The organism is Geobacillus sp. FSL K6-3411 (genome assembly GCF_037965715.1).
Lineage (GTDB): Bacteria > Bacillota > Bacilli > Bacillales > Anoxybacillaceae > Geobacillus > Geobacillus thermodenitrificans.
This window is the reverse complement of record NZ_CP150187.1, coordinates 2,691,801-2,710,686: the sequence shown is the minus strand read 5'-3', so window position 1 is coordinate 2,710,686 and position 18,886 is coordinate 2,691,801. Positions and strand designations below refer to the sequence as shown.

Sequence of the window (18,886 nt, the reverse complement as noted above, 5' to 3'; positions counted from 1 at the left end):
TCCAACTACCTCCGTTTGGCCCATAATACGTAAATGCCGATGGCGATGAGTCCGAGCGGCCAAAACTTCCAGATGGAAGAAAGGCCGGTTTGGACGAGATGGAACAGCGGCTGGCCGCGGTCGGAAAACGACAGCACAATAGCAAGAAGCAAAAAAAATGCGCCGAAGCCGGCTCCGCTTTTTTGCTTGCGACTGCTGGCGAAAAAAGAGAGTGCAATGATGAAAAAAAAGATGTTTGTGCCATGGGGCCAAGACGGAAAGGCACTGGCAAGCAAAAGCTCAACACCGAAGCCGAGCAAAAGAAAGCCCGGGAAAACATAATGGTACTCGCGCGCCGAATACGCCTGCCCAAGCAAGGCGGCGCCGCAAATGGCGAGCAAAGCCGGCCATCCTTGAAGGAAGCGGAGCAATGGAATGGCTAACTGTCCGGCAAGAAAATATAATCCGAGGCCGATGAACAATATGCCGGAGAAAGCAGCTCTGTTTTTCACGATCGTGCCCCCCGTTTCCCATTTAGACATGTTTATGATAGAATGTTCACTGTATACAGTTTAACATAGCTCGTGAGGGATGTTCACAATTTTTTCAAATCGGAATGATAGACGTTTATGGTATAATAGTGGAAGGGATTGGGCTAAGAAGGGGGGATTGCACCGTGCAGATCATCGTAGTTGGCGTCAATTATAAAACTGCCCCTGTAGAAATTCGTGAAAAGTTGGCGTTTGGTGAGGCAGAGCTCGGCGAGGCGATGAAACAGCTCGCCAAGCAAAAAAGCATCCTCGAAAACGTCATCGTTTCCACATGCAATCGGACGGAAATTTACGCGGTCGTCGATCAACTGCATACCGGCCGTTACTATATAAAAGCATTTTTAGCCGAATGGTTTGACATCGAAGCGGAGGCGATCGCCCCGTATTTGCGCGTGCTCGAAGGGGAAGCGGCCGCGGGGCATTTGTTCCGCGTAGCAGCCGGCCTTGACTCCATGGTGCTTGGAGAAACGCAAATTTTAGGACAAGTGAAAGGGAGCTATTTGCTCGCTCAAGAGATTGGAACGAGCGGCACGATTTTGAACCACCTGTTTAAACAGGCAGTGACGTTTGCCAAACGCGCCCATTCGGAAACCGGGATCGGTGCGCATGCCGTGTCGGTCAGTTATGCAGCTGTCGAGTTGGCGAAGAAAATTTTCGGCCATCTCAACGGCAAGCATGTTTTGATTATCGGTGCCGGCAAAATGGGGACGTTGGCGGCGCAAAACTTGTACGGCAACGGTGTCGGTAAAGTGACCGTCGTCAACCGGACGCTTGAAAAAGCGAAGCAGCTCGCGGCGCAGTTTGACGGTGAGGCGAAGTCGCTTGGCGAATTGTCATGTGCACTGCTTGAAGCGGATATCGTCATCAGCTCGACGGGAGCGAAAGGCTACATGTTAACGAAAGAGGAGATGGCTCCGCTTGAGAAAATGCGTAAAGGCCGCCCGTTGTTTATGGTCGATATTGCCGTGCCGCGCGATTTAGACCCGGCGCTCGCTGAACTAGAGACGGTCTTTTTGTACGACATTGATGACTTGCAAGACGTCGTCGCAGCGAATTTGGCGGAACGGCAAAAAGCTGCCGCCCTCATTGAGGAGATGATTGAAGGGGAGCTAGTGGCGTTTGGCCAATGGTTGCAGACGCTCGGCGTTGTGCCAGTCATCGCGGCGCTGCGGGAAAAAGCGCTCGCCATTCAGGCGGAAACGATGAAAAGCTTGGAGCGAAAGTTGCCGCATTTGTCGGAGCGCGATCGGAAAGTGTTGAACAAACATACGAAAAGCATTATTAACCAGCTGCTCCGCGACCCGATTTTGCAGGTGAAGGAACTTGCCGCTGGTCCGAACGCTGACGAAGCGCTTCAGCTGTTTATGAAAATTTTTAATATCGAAGATGCAGTCAAAGCAGAGCAACGGAGCGCGCAGCGAGCAGAAGTGCAGTTGAGGGATGAACAGCAAGCGGAAGCGGTTCGCGCCGCCCGCCCATCATGGCAGCTGTAAGGTGGGATAGATGGTGGCGTTGTATGAACTGTCTATTTTGCTCTACATTGCTTCGATTCTTTTCTATTTTATCGATTTTTTGCAGCAAAACCGGAAGGCGAATGAAACCGCCTTCTGGTTGCTTTCTGTCGTTTGGCTGTTGCAAACATTGACATTCGCCTTCCGCATCATGGAAACAAAGCGCTTTCCGATTTTAACGATGTCGGAAGGGCTTTATTTTTACGCCTGGCTGCTTATCACGCTGTCGCTTGTCATCAACCGGCTGTTGCGTGTTGATTTTATCGTCTTTTTTACGAACGTACTCGCTTTTTTTATTTTGGCCATTCATACGTTCGTGCCGTCCTCGCAATCGCCGGCTGTCGCCAAACGGCTTGTCTCCGAACTGCTGGTCATCCATATTACCCTTTCCTTCGGGGCATATGCAGCGTTTACACTGTCATTTCTTTTCTCGGTGCTTTACATGTTGCAATACAGTCTGTTGAAAAAGAAAAAGTGGAACGCTCGTCTTTGGCGGATGGCTGATTTGTCGAAGCTCGATTTTTCGTCGTATGTTTTAAATTTGCTCGGTTTGCCTATGTTGTTATTAGGGCTTATTCTCGGTATGATTTGGGCGTATATTCAAATCGATTATTTCCATTGGTATGACGCGAAAGTGCTTGGATCATTTGTCGTTCTTCTCGTTTATGGCGTCTATTTTTACAAACGGATCGTCCGACAGGTGCAAGGGAAGACGATCGCGCTATGGAATATCGGTTCATTTTTATTTTTGCTTATCAACTTTTTCTTGTTTGGCAGTTTGTCAGAATTCCATTTTTGGTATGCGTAATTGAGGAGGAGCGAAATGCGAAACATCGTCGTTGGCTCGCGGCGCAGCAAGCTTGCTTTGACTCAGACGAACTGGGTCATTAACGAATTGAAGCGGCTCGGGGCGCCGTTTACGTTTGAGGTAAAAGAAATCGTCACGAAAGGAGATCGCGTGCTCGATGTCACGCTCTCCAAAGTAGGAGGCAAAGGGCTGTTTGTGAAAGAAATTGAGCATGAAATGCTGACCGGCGGCATCGATATGGCCGTCCACAGTATGAAAGACATGCCGGCAGTACTGCCGAGCGGATTGGTGATCGGCTCGGTTCCGCGGCGTGAGGATGTGCGTGATGTGCTCGTCAGCAAGGGGAATCTGTCGCTTTCCGATTTGCCAAGCGGGGCGGTCATCGGTACGAGCAGTCTGCGCCGCTCGGCACAGTTGCTCGCCTATCGGCCGGATGTGACGATCAAATGGATCCGCGGCAACATTGACACAAGGCTGGCGAAGCTGAAAAACGAAGATTATGACGCCATCGTGCTGGCGGCTGCCGGCTTGGCGCGTATGGGCTGGAGCGATGACGTGATCAGCGAATATTTGTCGCCGGATGTGTGCGTCCCGGCGGTTGGCCAAGGAGCGCTTGCTGTCGAATGCCGTGAAGATGATGTGGAGTTGCGCGAGTGGCTGAGCCGTCTGAATGATGAACAGACGGAACGAGCAGTTCGGGCGGAGCGCGCCTTTTTGCAGCAGATGGAAGGTGGATGCCAAGTGCCGATTGCCGGCTATGCGGAAGTGAAGGAGGGAATGGTGCATCTTACTGCGCTTGTTGCCTCCCCAGACGGCAAAGAGAAATACAAAGAAATCGTCATTGGCGCTGATCCGGAAGAGGTCGGCCGACAGGCAGCTGCCCTCCTGAGTGAGCAAGGGGCCAAAGAGCTGATCGAGCGCGTAAAAAAGGAGCTGGGCAACTAATGACCAATCGTGCGCTGGCTGGCAAGACAGTGCTTGTAACCCGTGACAAGGAGCAGGCGGCATCGTTTTCCGCCAAGCTGCGCGACGCTGGTGCGGTGCCGATCGAAATCCCACTCATAGCTATCCGGCCAGCGGCGACACCGGAAGCGATTGCCGCGCTCGCCGAACGGCTTGAGGAATACCGATGGCTCGTCTTGACGAGCGCGAACGCCATTCGCTTCTTTTTTCCGCACGTTTCGTTGTCGCGGCCGTTGCCGAATATCGCTGTCGTCGGACGGAAGACGGCAGCTGCCCTCGCTGAGTACGGTGTTTCACCGGTGCTCGTGCCGGATGATTTCACCGCTGAACGGCTCGCTGCCATGCTTGCACCGCGCTTGAAACAGGGCGAACGGGTGCTGTTTGTCAAGGGGGACTTGGCGAGCCCGACGCTGCCTGAGGCGTTAAGAGAGGCTGGGGCAACAGTTGATGAGTTTATTGTGTATCGCACCATGCCGGATACGAGCGGAGAAGAGCAGTTGTTGACACTGCTGCGCGAACGGAAGTTGGATGTACTCACTTTGATGAGCCCATCAGCAGTCCGCAGCCTTGCCCGTCTTCTTGGCGGAGAAGCGAACGAGCTTCTCTCCGGAGTCACCGTCGCCTGCATCGGACCGGTGACAAAAAAGGCAGCCGAGCAGGAAGGCATAGCAGTACATATTTGTCCAGCTGATTACACGGCTGATGGTATAATGAAAGCGATGGAACAATATTTTTCCACGGAGGGACGATAAATGTCATTGTCATTTGACCGCCATCGTCGCCTGCGGCAAACAGCCGCCATTCGGGCGATGGTACGCGAGACGCATCTTCGCGTTGATGATCTTATTTATCCGCTGTTTGTCGTCGAAGGAAGCGGCATTCGCCGCGAAGTGCCATCGATGCCTGGGGTATACCATTTATCGCTTGATCGTCTAACGGAAGAAATCGATGAAATCGCGAAGCTTGGCATCCGGGCGGTCATGGTGTTTGGTGTGCCGGACGAAAAAGATGAAGTCGGTTCGCAGGCGTATTGCGAAACTGGGATCGTCCAGCGAGCAATCCGGCAAATCAAGGCTGAACGTTCGGAGATGGTCGTCATTGCCGATACATGTTTATGCGAATATACGAGCCATGGTCATTGCGGCGTCGTCGAAAATGAGCAAGTACTCAACGACCCGTCGCTCGAGTTGCTCGTCAAAACGGCAGTGAGCCAAGCGCAAGCTGGTGCCGACATCATCGCACCGTCGAACATGATGGACGGGTTTGTCGCCGCCATTCGCCATGGGCTTGATGAAGCGGGGTTTGAGAACGTGCCGATCATGTCCTATGCAATTAAGTACGCCTCGGCATTTTACGGCCCGTTCCGCGATGCAGCGGACAGCGCACCGCAATTTGGCGACCGGAAAACGTACCAAATGGATCCGGCCAATCGTCTTGAGGCGTTTCGCGAGGCAGAATCCGATATAAAAGAAGGCGCTGATTTCTTAATGGTCAAACCGGCGCTTGCCTATATGGACATTATTCGCGACATCAAAAACCGGTTTCCGCTTCCGCTTGTTGCCTATAACGTGAGCGGTGAGTATTCGATGGTGAAAGCGGCAGCGCAAAACGGTTGGATTGACGAAAAATCAGTTGTGATGGAAATGCTGACAGGAATGAAGCGAGCCGGCGCTGATTTAATCATCACATATTTTGCGAAAGATGTTGCTCGCTGGCTGGCTGAATAGAGAGGGGGCGGAATCGTGCGAAGTTATGAACGGTCGAAAGCGGCTTATGAAGAAGCAGTGACATTAATGCCAGGTGGGGTAAACAGCCCGGTTCGCGCCTTCAAATCGGTCGGGATGACGCCGATTTTTATGGCGCGCGGCCAAGGTGCGAAAATTTACGATATTGACGGCAACGAATATATCGATTATGTGTTGTCATGGGGACCGCTCATTTTAGGGCATGCCGATCCACAAGTTGTTGAAGCGTTAAAACGGGTAGCCGAACAAGGGACGAGCTTCGGCGCTCCGACGTTGCTTGAGAACGAGTTGGCCAAACTCGTGATCGAGCGGGTGCCTTCCGTCGAGATCGTACGAATGGTCAACTCCGGAACGGAAGCAACGATGAGCGCCCTCCGTTTGGCGCGTGGCTACACGAAGCGCAACAAAATCATCAAGTTTGAAGGCAGCTACCATGGTCATGGTGATTCGTTGCTTATTAAAGCTGGCTCCGGTGTGGCGACGCTCGGCTTACCGGATAGTCCAGGCGTACCGCAATCAGTCGCTCAGCATACCATCACCGTTCCGTACAATGATTTGGACAGCGTGCGCTATGCATTTGAGCGGTTTGGTGAAGACATTGCGGCGGTGATTGTCGAGCCGGTAGCCGGCAATATGGGCGTTGTTCCGCCAGTCCCTGGCTTTTTGGAAGGGCTGCGCGACGTGACAAAACAATACGGCGCTCTATTGATTTTTGACGAGGTGATGACCGGATTCCGTGTCGATTACCATTGTGCACAAGGGTATTACGGCGTTGAACCGGATTTGACGTGCCTCGGCAAAGTGATCGGCGGCGGCCTGCCGGTTGGAGCGTATGGCGGTAAAGCAGAAATTATGGAGCAAGTTGCACCGAGCGGGCCGGTGTATCAGGCCGGTACGTTGTCCGGCAACCCGCTTGCCATGACAGCCGGTTATGAAACGCTTCGCCAACTGACACCGGAAACGTATAAAGAGTTTCGTCGGAAGGCAGCGCGCCTTGAAGAAGGGCTGCATCAAGCTGCCGAAAAATATGAGATTCCGCATACCATCAACCGCGCTGGATCGATGATTGGCTTTTTCTTTACGAACGAGCCGGTCATCAATTACGAGACGGCAAAAACGTCGGATTTGGAACTGTTTGCCGCCTATTACCGGGAGATGGCGAACGAAGGCATTTTCTTGCCGCCGTCACAATTTGAAGGGCTGTTTTTGTCGACTGCTCATAGCGATGAAGACATTGAATATACGATCGCCGCTGCCGAGCGGGTATTTGCTCGTCTGCGCGGCTAAATCCATCGGGCTGCTGTATGGGCAGCCCGATTTTTTTATCATACCGCCTCTTTTCCGTTCATACAATGGATAATGTCATAGAAACTATTTGTCGAGGGGACGGAAGGAGGAAGCCCGGTTGGAGCAATCGTATTTGCGTTTTTCATTGGAAGAATCAGTCTGGTTTAAAAGCGGACAGGAAGTCGCCGAGTTTTTGTCCATCTCTCTTGATCCGGTCATTTCCGTCGACGAGTACGACCAATATATTACGATTCGCGGCGCGCTCGAGTTAAGCGGAGAATTCCGTCAAGCGGACGAATCGCCGCAGAGGGACGTGGATGATGATACGTTTGAATCGGCAAGCTATCGATTCATTCAACACATTTCGGTGCGTGAAGACGGCATTAGCGAACTGTTGCACCGTTTTCCAATTGATATTACGATTCCGAAAAACCGTATTCGCGAACTTGACGATGTATACGTGACAGTCGAATCATTCGACTATGATTTAGGTGACAACGGAAGGCTGCTTGTGACTGCAGACATTTCGATCAGCGGGATTAGTGAGGCGCCGCTCGTCGATGACTTACCGGATGATGACGAAGATGAGGAGCCGCTGTTTACCCCATTTGAGTCAATCGCCCGCAAAGAGGCAACCGACGATGAAGCATTCGCATCGGAAGATCGCCCCGCTAATGAGGTGAACGAACAGCCTATTGCTGCAGTCAGTGAAACGCCGTCTTCCGAGCTTGAACTGGCGGCTGTGCGCCATGAAGAAACGCCGTCTGATCAAAAAGAGGACGTAAAAGAGCCATTTTTGCCAATTGAGACGGAAACGAAAGCTGTCAGTGCGGAAGCAGAAGAGGAACTTGATAATCTGTCGCCGCCAACGGAGGCGAAAGTATCGATTGGCGCAGCCAAAAAAGCGATGGATGAAGAGGACGAGGAAGAACAACAAACGGAAGTGAAAAGTGAAAACGCCCTTTACTTAACGAAGCTGTTTGCCAAAAGTGGAGCGGAAGAGTTTACAACCGTCAAAATTTGCATCGTCCAACAAGGAGATTCGTTGGACAAGATTGCTGAACGGTATGATGTGACGATCTCCCAACTTTTGCGCGCCAACGATTTGGAAAGCGCGGAGGACGTGCATGAAGGGCAGCTGTTATATATTCCGGCCTTGGCGGGAAGCCGTCCTTTCTCGTGAAAGGAACGCTTTCCGTTTCTTTTGCCGGTGAGGGGGCGTAACAATGGCCATACGGTCTGAAACGTACCGCGCCGTACTTCATCAGTATGGGCTTCAACCACAGCGCATCGAACAGCGGGGCAAAGCGGCGAAAGTGTACACTGATCGCGGTATTTTTGCCTTAAAAATGCTCGACGGCGAGCAGGAGGCGGCCGCCATTTGGCAGTCGCTTCACTATTATGGCCGCCATTGCCCTCCGGTTTATTGGACGAGGCATCGGTCGCTGTTTGCGGCGGAGGGGGGCCGCCTTTATTATTTACACGCATGGCAGGATGGAGAAGCGAGAGCAAGGGAGGAAACAGTGCGTGCCTTTTTTCACGGACTGTCTCGTCTCCATCGCGCTACCGTTCGCACCGTCGAAGTGAGCGAGGAAGAGGTCGCCGCTTATCGAAAACAAAAAAAAGAGGAATGGCAGCGGGAGCGGACGGTTTGGGAAGAGCGGATCGAGCAGTATGAAACTGCCTGGTACATGTCACCGTTTCAGCTGCAGTGCTGTACGTATTTTCATGAGGTGATGCGCGCTTATTTGTTTGCTGAGGACCAGCTGACCGCTTGGGAGGAGGCACTCCAAGAAACGAAACAATGGCGAGTTGCTTGGGTGCACGGAAAAGCGCGTCTTTCTCATTACGTAGCACCGTATTGGATCAGCTGGGAGCGAGCGCACTGGAATTCGCCAGTATATGATTTGATCGCTGCACTTCGCGTTCATGTCCAAACGCTTCCGCCGCTTGGACAGGAGTGGATGAGGGGGATGGATGAATACGAAAAGGAACTCCCATTATCCGCCGGGGAACGGGCATTTTTATACAGCCATTTAGCCGAACCGCGCGGGTTTGTCCGCTGCCTTGAACAATATGAAGCTGCGCCGAGAAAGGAACGGAACGAGCGGAAATATGTTGCCGCCTTGCAACGCTGCTATTTTGCCTTCAAAAACATGGAAGCGATTGTGATGCATCTTGTCCAACGCGACGCTGCGCGGCAGCAAGAAGAGGCGATCAAGCATGAAGAGCCAGAACAAGGGGACGACAGCGGTTAAATCCATTCCAAATGGAGCGCCACAGCAATCAAAACAAAGATGGCTAATAAAATGACATCGAACGTCGTTGGCAAAAAAATGGTGCGAATGGCTTGAAAAATAGTGAGCGGAATGATCACTTGGGCGCAGACGGCGCGCACTTGCCTCAGCCACGGCGGCCATGAATATGGGTTAAATCGCCGCATCGGCACTTCCCTCCTTCTCCGGTTTACTATACAATATGAAAAGGTCCATTATTTGTCACCTAAGGCAATTGGAATAAATAAATAAAAACTTGGCAAAGATGATGGACAATGGTAGTATAATAATCGAATAATGATGAAAAAAGCGAAGACGGGGAGGAGTACAACAGTTCGCTCCTGCAGAGAGGGAAATCATAAGCTGCGAGATTTCCTAGGATGTCGACTGTTGGAAGGTCGCCCTTGAGCTGCTTCGTTGAAAGGCGAAACCGCTGAGTAGGGGAAGCCGGCTTGATGCCGTTATGCTAATGAAGTGCTTAAGCCTCTAGGAGACGGGTGATTGAAAGGAGAATGTCGTTGAAAGACGCAAGTCGAGAAACCTTGCGGCCGCTCCTGATGGAATATTGCCCGATGCTCGGAAAATGGCACCTTTTCACCGTTCTTCTAGGCTTAAGAAAAAAGGTGGTACCGCGAAAGCAGCTCCTTTCGTCCTTTTTGGATGAAAGGGGCTTTTTTGCTTGCCTATCGGACGGTTGATCCTGTAGGCAACACAGCCATTGTTTATCACATGAAGGAGGGAATAAAAGTGGCACAGCATGAAGTGTCGATGCCGCCAAAATACGATCACCGCGCTGTTGAAGCGGGGCGCTATGACTGGTGGCTGAAAGGCAAGTTTTTTGAAACGACCGGCGATCCGGACAAACAACCGTTTACGATCGTTATCCCACCGCCGAACGTCACAGGCAAACTGCATTTGGGCCATGCGTGGGATACGACGCTGCAAGACATCATTACGCGCATGAAGCGGATGCAAGGGTATGATGTCCTATGGCTTCCGGGTATGGACCATGCCGGCATCGCCACCCAGGCGAAAGTGGAAGAAAAATTGCGCCAACAAGGACTGTCCCGCTACGATTTAGGACGGGAAAAATTTTTGGAAGAAACGTGGAAATGGAAAGAAGAATATGCCGGCCATATCCGCAGCCAATGGGCAAAATTAGGGCTCGGCCTCGATTACACGCGCGAGCGGTTTACGCTTGATGAAGGGCTGTCAAAAGCCGTACGCGAAGTGTTCGTCTCGCTTTACCGGAAAGGGCTCATTTACCGCGGTGAATACATTATCAACTGGGATCCGGCGACCAAAACCGCCTTGTCCGACATCGAGGTCATTTACAAGGAAGTGAAAGGTGCGCTTTATCATTTGCGCTATCCGCTCGCTGACGGCTCGGGCTACATTGAAGTAGCGACAACCCGTCCAGAAACGATGCTCGGTGACACGGCCGTCGCGGTTCATCCGGATGACGAGCGGTATAAACACTTGATCGGCAAGATGGTGAAATTGCCAATCGTTGGCCGGGAAATTCCGATCATCGCTGATGAGTATGTCGATATGGAATTCGGTTCCGGCGCGGTGAAAATTACACCGGCACACGATCCGAACGACTTTGAAGTTGGCAACCGCCACAACTTGCCGCGCATTCTCGTCATGAACGAAGACGGTACAATGAACGAAAACGCATTGCAATATCAAGGGCTTGACCGGTTTGAATGCCGGAAGCAAATCGTCCGTGATTTACAAGAGCAAGGCGTCCTCTTTAAAATTGAGGAACACGTCCACTCGGTCGGGCACAGTGAACGGAGCGGCGCCGTTGTTGAACCGTATTTGTCGACACAATGGTTCGTAAAAATGAAGCCGCTCGCGGAAGCTGCCATCAAGATGCAGCAAACAGAAGGAAAAGTGCAATTTGTGCCGGAGCGGTTTGAAAAAACGTACTTGCACTGGCTTGAGAACATTCGCGACTGGTGCATTTCGCGTCAGCTTTGGTGGGGGCACCGCATTCCGGCGTGGTACCATAAAGAAACGGGTGAAATTTACGTCGACCACGAGCCGCCGGCAGACATTGAAAATTGGGAGCAAGACCCGGATGTGCTTGATACATGGTTCAGCTCGGCACTCTGGCCGTTCTCCACAATGGGGTGGCCGGATACGGAAGCGCCGGACTACAAGCGCTATTACCCGACCGATGTGCTTGTCACCGGCTATGACATCATTTTCTTCTGGGTGTCGCGCATGATTTTCCAAGGGCTTGAGTTCACTGGGAAGAGACCGTTTAAAGATGTGTTGATCCACGGCCTCGTCCGCGACGCTCAAGGAAGAAAAATGAGCAAGTCGCTCGGCAACGGTGTCGACCCGATGGATGTCATTGACCAATACGGCGCCGATGCGCTCCGCTACTTCCTAGCGACCGGTAGCTCGCCAGGACAAGATTTGCGCTTTAGCACGGAAAAAGTTGAGGCGACGTGGAATTTTGCTAACAAAATTTGGAACGCTTCACGTTTCGCCTTAATGAACATGGGCGGCATGACATATGAGGAGCTCGATTTGAGCGGCGAAAAAACGGTCGCCGACCATTGGATTTTAACGCGCTTAAATGAAACGATCGACACGGTGACGAAGCTCGCCGACAAATACGAGTTTGGTGAAGTCGGTCGCACGTTGTACAACTTTATTTGGGACGATTTGTGCGACTGGTACATTGAAATGGCGAAGCTGCCGCTTTACGGCGATGATGAGACAGCGAAAAAGACGACGCGTTCAGTTTTAGCGTATGTGCTTGACAATACGATGCGCTTGTTGCATCCATTCATGCCGTTCATTACCGAGGAAATTTGGCAAAACTTGCCGCATGACGGCGAATCGATTACCGTTGCCTCGTGGCCGCAAGTGCGTCCGGAGCTGTCAAACGAAGAAGCGGCGGAAGAAATGCGGATGCTCGTTGACATTATCCGCGCGGTCCGAAACGTTCGTGCCGAAGTCAATACGCCGCCGAGCAAACCGATTGCGCTCTACATTAAGACAAAAGACGAACAAGTGCGCGCAGCGCTTATGAAAAACCGCGCTTATCTCGAACGGTTCTGCAATCCGAGCGAATTGATCATTGACACGGATGTTCCGGCGCCAGAAAAAGCGATGACTGCTGTCGTCACAGGGGCAGAGCTCATTTTGCCGCTTGAAGGACTCATCAATATCGAAGAAGAAATCAAGCGGCTTGAGAAAGAGCTCGACAAATGGAACAAAGAAGTCGAGCGTGTCGAAAAGAAACTGGCGAACGAAGGCTTTTTGGCAAAAGCGCCGGCTCATGTCGTCGAGGAAGAGCGGCGCAAGCGGCAAGATTACATCGAAAAACGCGAAGCAGTGAAAGCGCGTCTTGCCGAGTTGAAACGGTAGACAAACAATTCTTTTGTTGATTATGATGAAGACGAATCCGCTATCATGCGGGTTCGTCTTTTTCGCTAGCGAAACACCTAGTCAATCGCTAATTTCTTATATCCATCTTCTCGAGGGAGGAGTCATCAGCATGATCCGGACATATGAAGAAGCCGTCACTTGGATTCATGAGCGGCTACGTCTTGGCATGAAGCCGGGGTTGGCCCGGATGGAATGGATGATGGAAAAGCTCGGCCATCCGGAACGCCGCGTCCGTGCTGTCCATATCGGCGGAACGAACGGCAAAGGGTCGACAGTGGCGTATTTGCGTTCGATTTTGCAGGCGGCCGGTTATTCGGTCGGTACGTTCACCTCACCGTACGTTGAGCAATTTAACGAACGGATCAGCATCAACGGCGAACCGATTCGCGATGAAGAAATCGTTGAGCTTGTGCAAGTCATTCAACCGCTCTCGGACGAACTCGAACGAACAGAACTTGGTGGACCGACCGAATTTGAAGTGATCACCGCTATGATGCTCTATTACTTCGGCAAAAAACGGATTCAAGATATTGTACTTATTGAAGTCGGGCTTGGCGGACGATTGGACTCGACGAATGTGATTTATCCGCTCGTTTCCGTCATTACGAACGTCAGCTACGACCATATGAACATTTTAGGCGATACGCTCGCGCAAATTGCGGCCGAAAAAGCAGGAATCATCAAATCGGGGGTTCCGCTTGTGACAGCGGTGAATGAGCCGGAAGCACGGGAGGTCATCGCTAAGACGGCGGCGGAGCGGAAAGCGAAAACATACTGGCTTGGCGTTGATTTTTCCGTTTCCCACCAGCAAACGACCGCTGAAGGGGAGCAATTTTCCATCACAACGCCGTTTGCTGAGTATCGTGACTTACGCATTCACATGCCGGGAGCCCACCAAATTGAAAACGCGGCGACGGCCGTCATGGCGGCTGAATTGCTTCGGCTGAACTATTCGTTTTTGATTGAACCGGAGCACATTCACGACGGACTCGCTATGGCTGCTTGGCCGGGCCGGTTTGAGCGGGTGAGCGATGATCCGCTTGTCATTATCGACGGCGCCCATAACGAAGCCGGTATTCGCGCTCTTGTTGACACGGTGCGCACCCATTACTCGGACAAGCGGGTGCATGTGTTGTTTGCTGCGTTGGCCGACAAGCCGCTTGAACGAATGATCCGTCTGCTTGACGAGCTGGCTGAGACAATTACGTTTACGACGTTTGATTTCCCACGCGCCGCAGCGGCTGATGCACTTGCCGCCCTTTCTTCTCATCCACAGAAAGCGGTCACGGACGATTGGACCGGCTGGATCCGTGAGAAGAAAAAACAAATAGGGGATGATGAGCTGCTGCTTGTCACCGGATCGCTTTATTTTCTATCGGAAGTGCGGAAACTTTTAAAAACCGATGCCAATTGATGAAAAGAATTGATATAATGAAAGAAAAATAGTTCTTTTGGCACGGGAGGGGAGGCGCATGCGGCGACGAAGATGGCTGTTATGGGGGATGTTGTTCTGGCTGATGGCAAGTATATGGCCGAACACCGCAGATGTCGTTTATGCCGACCCAAAAAAGGGAGCGATCACTTCCGTTTCCGAGGAGAAAATTGAAGGATGGGCGACCGCTCCGGGAGAAGGTGATGGAAAAGGCAACAGCATTCGCTTTTTTGAGGTTCGCATTCAGCTGAAAGGACAAAACGGCACTGCTGTCAGCTACCGGACGGAAGCGGTGGAAGTAGAGCCGGATCGGAACGGCGAGAAAAAGTATACATTTTCGCTCGATATGCGCGGCAAATGGCCATCGGCTCCGGGAACAACGGCCACTTATGAAATCGTTGTCGATGCTTACCGGGTGTTAGGAAACGGACAAGAAGAGGTGTATTTTTCATTTCCGCAGCCGCCTTATGAATATACGAGGCAAACGGAGACGAGCACGGCGAAATTGGATTTTTCCCTCTCATTTTCACAGCCAGAATACGCCAAGCCGCCAGACGGCGATGCCCAAGGACGACTCGATGTGACGCTCATCCCGCAAGGTGGGGTTCCGGCGCCTGTTCGCCCGCCGATCGATGTCGTGTTTGTGATGGACGTGTCAGGCTCCATGACGACGATGAAGCTGCAAAGCGCCAAATCCGCTTTGCAGGCAGCGGTGAATTATTTCAAAACCAATTATCATCCAAATGATCGGTTTGCTCTGATTCCGTTTTCTGATGACGTGAAGGCAACAAGTGTTGTTCCGTTCGGATCGAAATCAAATGTTATCAGTCAATTAGACGCCATACTTGATGAAGGAAACCGTTTGACGGCCAACGGCGGGACGAACTACTCGGCTGCCTTGTCGTTGGCTCAGTCGTATTTTAACGATCCAGAGCGGAAAAAGTACATTATCTTTTTGACTGATGGAATGCCGACTGTGCTAAACACAACGAGTTCGATTACACATAAGGAAATTAAGAAAGGTTTTAAAGATGATGGTGAAAAAATCACCGCTTCCCTACCGCTCATATATGGATTGTACAGCGACGGAAAAATGACGAGCATCAGCTTTACCGATAAGGACGGTTATGACCGGCTATTTTACAACAATCATATCGATTATGTGAATGGGTGGCTGTTTTCCAACGATAACGGCTATTCGTTCACTTATGCCTGGGGTGAAGGGAAGGCTTACGGTGATGCCGTCAATGTGGCAAAAACGCTTGTCATGAACAACATCACGCTGTATTCGATCGGTTTTGGCAACAATCACGAGGTCGATATGGACTATTTGCGAGCACTGTCGACGACAGCAGGAGGGGAAGTGCGGCAAGGAACACCGCAAAACTTGACTGAGCTGTTTCAACGGTTTTCACAAATGCCCACCGATCCGACTTTAACGGGAACGGTTCGTATTCCGCTTGCTTCCTTTGGAGGCAATGTGACCATTACAGAAAACGGCCAAGTATGGCTAGATGAAGACAAACAAAACGCGTATATTTCGTTTTCGATTCCGTATGAAGTCGGGAAGCCAGCGCCGGCGCCGATTACGATTCCGGTTTCCGTCTCCTTTAAGCAAAAAGGGACATATACGTTTACGGCCGAACTAACGTACCGTGATGTATACGGGCAGTTGCAGCCGGCAGTGACCAAAACTGCGACGGTCATAGTGAAAGATGCATACGTGCCGCTCGAACGGATGGAGTTTCCCCGGGTGCTGTACATGGAAGTTGGCGAACGGCTTGAAGTAATGCCGCAGCTTCGCTTCATTCCAGACAATGCGACCGATCAAACGCTTCGCTCCGTTGAATCGTCCGCACCGGAGTATGTCGAGGTTGTCCGTGAAAACGGCGAGTGGGTTTTGGTTGCCAACGATGTCGGTTATGCGACGGTGACGGCGACTGCTAATGCGAAAACGAGCGATCATCAGCCGATTCGGGCGAGCGTGACGGTGATTGTTCGCGAACCGGAAGATCACGGTGATAACGACGGGCGAAACCGATGGTAATCGACATCAACACAACTAAGCTTGTTGACGAGATCAAATGATATCGACAAATTAGTGGAGGTTTTTCCGTAAAAAAGGGCGGCCAGATCGACCTAGCCGCCTTTTTCTTTATTCTACTTTCAACCGGTCTACAACGAGGGACAACCGTTTGACAAACGGAAGACCTTCCCCGCGGTCGATCAGCACTTGCGGGTCGTGACGGATGACGAGACGCGACTGGCCGATGTCGTCATCCGGAGCTGGAATGAACGACAATCCGTTTTCCGCCCGGCCGCGATAAGCGTTGACGACAAGGCCGGATATGTCAGCATCCGGTGCGTGTTTGGATGCATCGCCGCGTGCGAACAAGCCGCCTTGAATATGAATGTACGAGCCAACCGCATAGACTGTGGCATTGCTGCTCGTGTAAAAATAGCCTTTTAAGTTCGGCTGCCGCGGAAACGAATTATGAAACTCATTAATGCGCGCCAGCTCAAGCGGACCGTCGGATAACAGGACAAGCTCTTTTCCGTCCCAATCGCTAATGTCAGCGTCATAAATGAGCGTGCGCCCGGTGACATATACAGAGGCGTCAAACGCGACATTTCCTTGAATCGTTAAATCACCGAGCACGATCAAATTGCCGCGCACTTTTGTCGGCGTCTGTGCCGTATTGCCTAAAAACAAATCGCCGTTGACGATGAGCCAATGTTTCTTTAGGTCAATTTCCCCATGATCAACAAAAAACGAGGAAACTTCTGGATGATAAAGCAGGACAGACTGATGCCACGAACCGTCGAGCAGTGGCTCAATGTCATCCACCAACGTTAGGCGGTCTTCGAGCATCGAAAGCATGTCTGGAATGCCCTTATCAATCCATTGTTCGTATTCATCGCTAAACGTTTCGATACCTGCCGCATTAAGCAGCTTATCTTTCACCGTCCAGTTAAAATCAACGTCAATAAAATCGTCTGTTTCTTTTTGTACGGTCGCTCCCTCTAAACCAAAGGAAAAGTGAATTGACTGTCGAAGAAACGTTCCTGACGCCCTTTGATAGCAGTCAGCTCCGCTTTTGCAAGAGAACATCTCTCCTTGAACAAGCCAGGCATTGTCGGCCGAAAGGGAAGGAAAAGAAGTCGGTTCGGTCCGGCGTTGTGAATGGTCGATATAGTTGGCGGCGTTCGTGACATAGGCATCGTTGCCCGCATACACATGTCCGTCGATATATGCGCCGCCGTTGACAGCCAAGTCCTCCGCCGAGCCGAGGGCGTATTTTAAAAAACTTGGCGTGTTGGAGATAATGACGCGCCGCGTGACCGTTTTGCTCCCATGCGGCTTCGAAATATAGAAAACGCGGGTAAACAGCTTTTGCCGGTCGATCCCTTCTTCCTCAGTCGCATCGTGGATAGTGACTCCATATCGCTGTTCAAATGCGGACAGCCAACGGCTTAAATCATCGTCAAAGCGCACCGGCGTAGAAAGGACAAAATCCGGCTTGGCGATGGTCGCTTTTAAGGAGGCGACCGTTTCGTCGATGGCGTTGGCGGCTTCGTGAAACGATTCGATATCTTCGACGCGCACGTCAGTAAATCGCGCCTGTTGAGCGGCAACCGCTAAAATCGTTAAGCCGAGCAAAAAGAAGATGGTGATGACAAGCATCGTTGTCACTAAACTGTAGCCGGCCTCGTTTAGACGCAGGCGGTTCATCGAGCTTCCCCCCCTTAAAAGCCGAACTCCGTTTTTAATGTAAACGGTTGTACATACAGCCAGCTATCCGGATCGGCGTGTTTGCGGTCTTGCACGGTGAGCTTCATCGTGACCACACCGCTGCGGCAAATATGCGCTTCCCCCTTTTTTTCTTCGCGCAGGCAACGGAGCGAAAGTGTGGAATCGGCGGCCAGCGACAGGCGTGATGAGGAAATGGCTTCCCCATTGATCGCAAGCGCCCCGTCTTCAATCGAAATCGTCAGTGCGGCACCGTCCTTTTTTTGTTCAGCAACAAATCCAGACAAGGTGTCAATCCATTGTTGTCGGTCCTCAATGAAGGTTAACGTCTGTTCATTGCTTACGCTTAGATCAACGCCATCGGGAGCGAGTTCGTACAGCTTGTTCATCATCATGGCGACGGCATAGTCCGCCTCACTGCGCAGTTCGTTCTCGATGCCGATCCGTTGATAGGCGCGAATGCCGGTCAGAAAGACGGTATAAATGGCGCCGATGATGAGCAGCGAAATGGAGACGGCAGCAAGCAGCTCAACAAGCGTCATCCCAGCTTGGGCTTTAGCGGATCGTCTCATCAGTGATTACTCCTTCCACCCACTCCGCCTCTTCGGACCGATCGCCCCAGCGGACGATCACATACATTTTCAACGCATACTGTTCCAAGCCAAGTTCAGACTGCCGCACTTTTTCCGCTTCTTCGCTGATCCGTTCGCGCAGTGAACGTGGGAACTCCTCAGGAGGGGATGAGGTGAGTTGTTCCCAGAGTGTTCGTTCATACGGAATGAGAAAAACAGCGACCCGCCCGTTATCGTAAATGACATTATTGATCATCGGGGAGAATTGGGCTCGGCATACGTCCGGCTCAGGGAAAATGGCCGCATGTTCACAATCGACCCCCGTCAGTTTTACAAATGGCGTTTGTTCGTTGGTCGATTGGCGGACATGTTGTTCGAGCGCAGAGAAGTTCAATTTTCCCATATATACAGCGACGCCGCGGGCGATATTGATCGCGACCGTGCGCCCTTGGTTGTAGGACGTATATGTCATCGCGTTCGTAAAAAAGTAGAACAAGCCGATCACCACGCCTGATAATAGGGTGATGGCGAGCAGTGTTTCGATGAGGGTGAATCCCTCTTTTTGATAAAATGTACGAAAATTGTACCAATACATTCGTC

At 51.5% G+C, this 18,886-nt stretch carries 16 protein-coding genes and 1 other annotated feature; of the genes, 11 read left to right on the top strand and 5 right to left on the bottom strand.

The genetic code is table 11. The annotated features are described in order from the left end of the window. Positions 1-5: 5 nt before the first annotated feature. The gene (locus NSQ22_RS13815; protein WP_008881106.1) at positions 6-491 is read right to left on the bottom strand and encodes a hypothetical protein; all 486 of its coding nucleotides are present in this window, start codon (positions 489-491) and stop codon (positions 6-8) included. 164 nt (positions 492-655) lie between these two features. Here NSQ22_RS13815 and hemA point away from each other — a divergent pair, with 164 nt between their 5' ends. The 8 genes from hemA to ysxE all read left to right on the top strand — a co-directional run bounded on the left by hemA (position 656) and on the right by ysxE (position 9,102). Beyond that, positions 656-2,023, top strand: coding sequence for a glutamyl-tRNA reductase (hemA, locus tag NSQ22_RS13810; protein WP_011887920.1), 1,368 nt, complete (start codon positions 656-658; stop codon positions 2,021-2,023). 10 nt (positions 2,024-2,033) lie between these two features. Then, positions 2,034-2,849, top strand: coding sequence for a cytochrome c biogenesis protein (locus NSQ22_RS13805; RefSeq protein WP_008881104.1), 816 nt, complete (start codon positions 2,034-2,036; stop codon positions 2,847-2,849). A gap of 15 nt (positions 2,850-2,864) precedes the next feature. Beyond that, entirely contained in the window at positions 2,865-3,794 is a 930-nt protein-coding gene (gene hemC, locus NSQ22_RS13800; protein WP_008881103.1) for a hydroxymethylbilane synthase, read from the top strand. Next, positions 3,794-4,564: a uroporphyrinogen-III synthase gene (locus NSQ22_RS13795; protein WP_008881102.1), complete on the top strand. Its 771-nt coding sequence runs from the start codon at positions 3,794-3,796 to the stop codon at positions 4,562-4,564. Before hemC ends, NSQ22_RS13795 begins: the two co-directional genes overlap by 1 nt. After that, positions 4,565-5,539 (top strand): porphobilinogen synthase, encoded by a 975-nt coding sequence (hemB, locus tag NSQ22_RS13790; RefSeq protein WP_011887919.1) that lies wholly within the window; start codon positions 4,565-4,567, stop codon positions 5,537-5,539. 15 nt (positions 5,540-5,554) lie between these two features. Then, a complete protein-coding gene (hemL, locus tag NSQ22_RS13785; RefSeq protein ID WP_008881100.1) occupies positions 5,555-6,844 on the top strand; it encodes a glutamate-1-semialdehyde 2,1-aminomutase in 1,290 nt (429 codons plus the stop codon). Positions 6,845-6,962: 118 nt separating this feature from the next. Then, positions 6,963-8,027, top strand: a complete 1,065-nt coding sequence (gene spoVID / locus NSQ22_RS13780; RefSeq protein ID WP_008881099.1) for a stage VI sporulation protein D — start codon at positions 6,963-6,965, stop codon at positions 8,025-8,027. Positions 8,028-8,070: 43 nt separating this feature from the next. Beyond that, positions 8,071-9,102 carry a spore coat protein YsxE gene (gene ysxE / locus NSQ22_RS13775; protein WP_008881098.1) on the top strand — a complete coding sequence of 344 codons (1,032 nt, stop codon included), beginning with the start codon at positions 8,071-8,073 and terminating at the stop codon, positions 9,100-9,102. Here ysxE and NSQ22_RS13770 read toward each other — a convergent pair. Further along, positions 9,099-9,287, bottom strand: coding sequence for a hypothetical protein (locus NSQ22_RS13770; protein ID WP_008881097.1), 189 nt, complete (start codon positions 9,285-9,287; stop codon positions 9,099-9,101). The genes ysxE and NSQ22_RS13770 overlap by 4 nt on opposite strands. 136 nt (positions 9,288-9,423) lie before the next feature. Next, positions 9,424-9,778: a binding site (T-box leader), on the top strand. Positions 9,779-9,867: 89 nt separating this feature from the next. Between NSQ22_RS13770 and NSQ22_RS13765 the strand changes: the two genes are divergently transcribed. The 3 genes from NSQ22_RS13765 to NSQ22_RS13755 all read left to right on the top strand — a co-directional run bounded on the left by NSQ22_RS13765 (position 9,868) and on the right by NSQ22_RS13755 (position 16,010). After that, positions 9,868-12,510, top strand: coding sequence for a valine--tRNA ligase (locus NSQ22_RS13765; protein WP_008881096.1), 2,643 nt, complete (start codon positions 9,868-9,870; stop codon positions 12,508-12,510). A 130-nt stretch (positions 12,511-12,640) separates the two neighbouring features. Continuing rightward, the gene (locus NSQ22_RS13760; protein ID WP_008881095.1) at positions 12,641-13,945 is read left to right on the top strand and encodes a folylpolyglutamate synthase/dihydrofolate synthase family protein; all 1,305 of its coding nucleotides are present in this window, start codon (positions 12,641-12,643) and stop codon (positions 13,943-13,945) included. Positions 13,946-14,003: 58 nt separating this feature from the next. Next, positions 14,004-16,010, top strand: a complete 2,007-nt coding sequence (locus NSQ22_RS13755; protein WP_011887917.1) for a vWA domain-containing protein — start codon at positions 14,004-14,006, stop codon at positions 16,008-16,010. A gap of 108 nt (positions 16,011-16,118) precedes the next feature. Here NSQ22_RS13755 and NSQ22_RS13750 read toward each other — a convergent pair whose 3' ends face one another. The 3 genes from NSQ22_RS13750 to NSQ22_RS13740 are packed head-to-tail and all read right to left on the bottom strand — an operon-like array spanning position 16,119 to position 18,881. Next, positions 16,119-17,696, bottom strand: coding sequence for a hypothetical protein (locus tag NSQ22_RS13750; RefSeq protein ID WP_008881093.1), 1,578 nt, complete (start codon positions 17,694-17,696; stop codon positions 16,119-16,121). 14 nt (positions 17,697-17,710) lie between these two features. Beyond that, complete coding sequence (locus tag NSQ22_RS13745) at positions 17,711-18,286, bottom strand: prepilin-type N-terminal cleavage/methylation domain-containing protein (protein WP_008881092.1); 576 nt, start codon at positions 18,284-18,286, stop codon at positions 17,711-17,713. Further along, complete coding sequence (locus tag NSQ22_RS13740; RefSeq protein WP_008881091.1) at positions 18,270-18,881, bottom strand: hypothetical protein; 612 nt, start codon at positions 18,879-18,881, stop codon at positions 18,270-18,272. Before NSQ22_RS13740 ends, NSQ22_RS13745 begins: the two co-directional genes overlap by 17 nt. Positions 18,882-18,886 lie beyond the last annotated feature (5 nt).

Bases quoted from the DNA above. Each gene is read 5' to 3' on its own strand.
- NSQ22_RS13805 (WP_008881104.1), top strand. From the start codon at position 2,034: ATGGTGGCGTTGTATGAACTGTCTATTTTGCTCTACATTGCTTCGATT.
- hemC (WP_008881103.1), top strand. From the start codon at position 2,865: ATGCGAAACATCGTCGTTGGCTCGCGGCGCAGCAAGCTTGCTTTGACT.
- NSQ22_RS13795 (WP_008881102.1), top strand. From the start codon at position 3,794: ATGACCAATCGTGCGCTGGCTGGCAAGACAGTGCTTGTAACCCGTGAC.
- hemB (WP_011887919.1), top strand. From the start codon at position 4,565: ATGTCATTGTCATTTGACCGCCATCGTCGCCTGCGGCAAACAGCCGCC.
- ysxE (WP_008881098.1), top strand. From the start codon at position 8,071: ATGGCCATACGGTCTGAAACGTACCGCGCCGTACTTCATCAGTATGGG.
- NSQ22_RS13770 (WP_008881097.1), bottom strand. From the start codon at position 9,287: ATGCGGCGATTTAACCCATATTCATGGCCGCCGTGGCTGAGGCAAGTG.
- NSQ22_RS13760 (WP_008881095.1), top strand. From the start codon at position 12,641: ATGATCCGGACATATGAAGAAGCCGTCACTTGGATTCATGAGCGGCTA.
- NSQ22_RS13755 (WP_011887917.1), top strand. From the start codon at position 14,004: ATGCGGCGACGAAGATGGCTGTTATGGGGGATGTTGTTCTGGCTGATG.
- NSQ22_RS13750 (WP_008881093.1), bottom strand. From the start codon at position 17,696: ATGAACCGCCTGCGTCTAAACGAGGCCGGCTACAGTTTAGTGACAACG.
- NSQ22_RS13745 (WP_008881092.1), bottom strand. From the start codon at position 18,286: ATGAGACGATCCGCTAAAGCCCAAGCTGGGATGACGCTTGTTGAGCTG.
- NSQ22_RS13740 (WP_008881091.1), bottom strand. From the start codon at position 18,881: ATGTATTGGTACAATTTTCGTACATTTTATCAAAAAGAGGGATTCACC.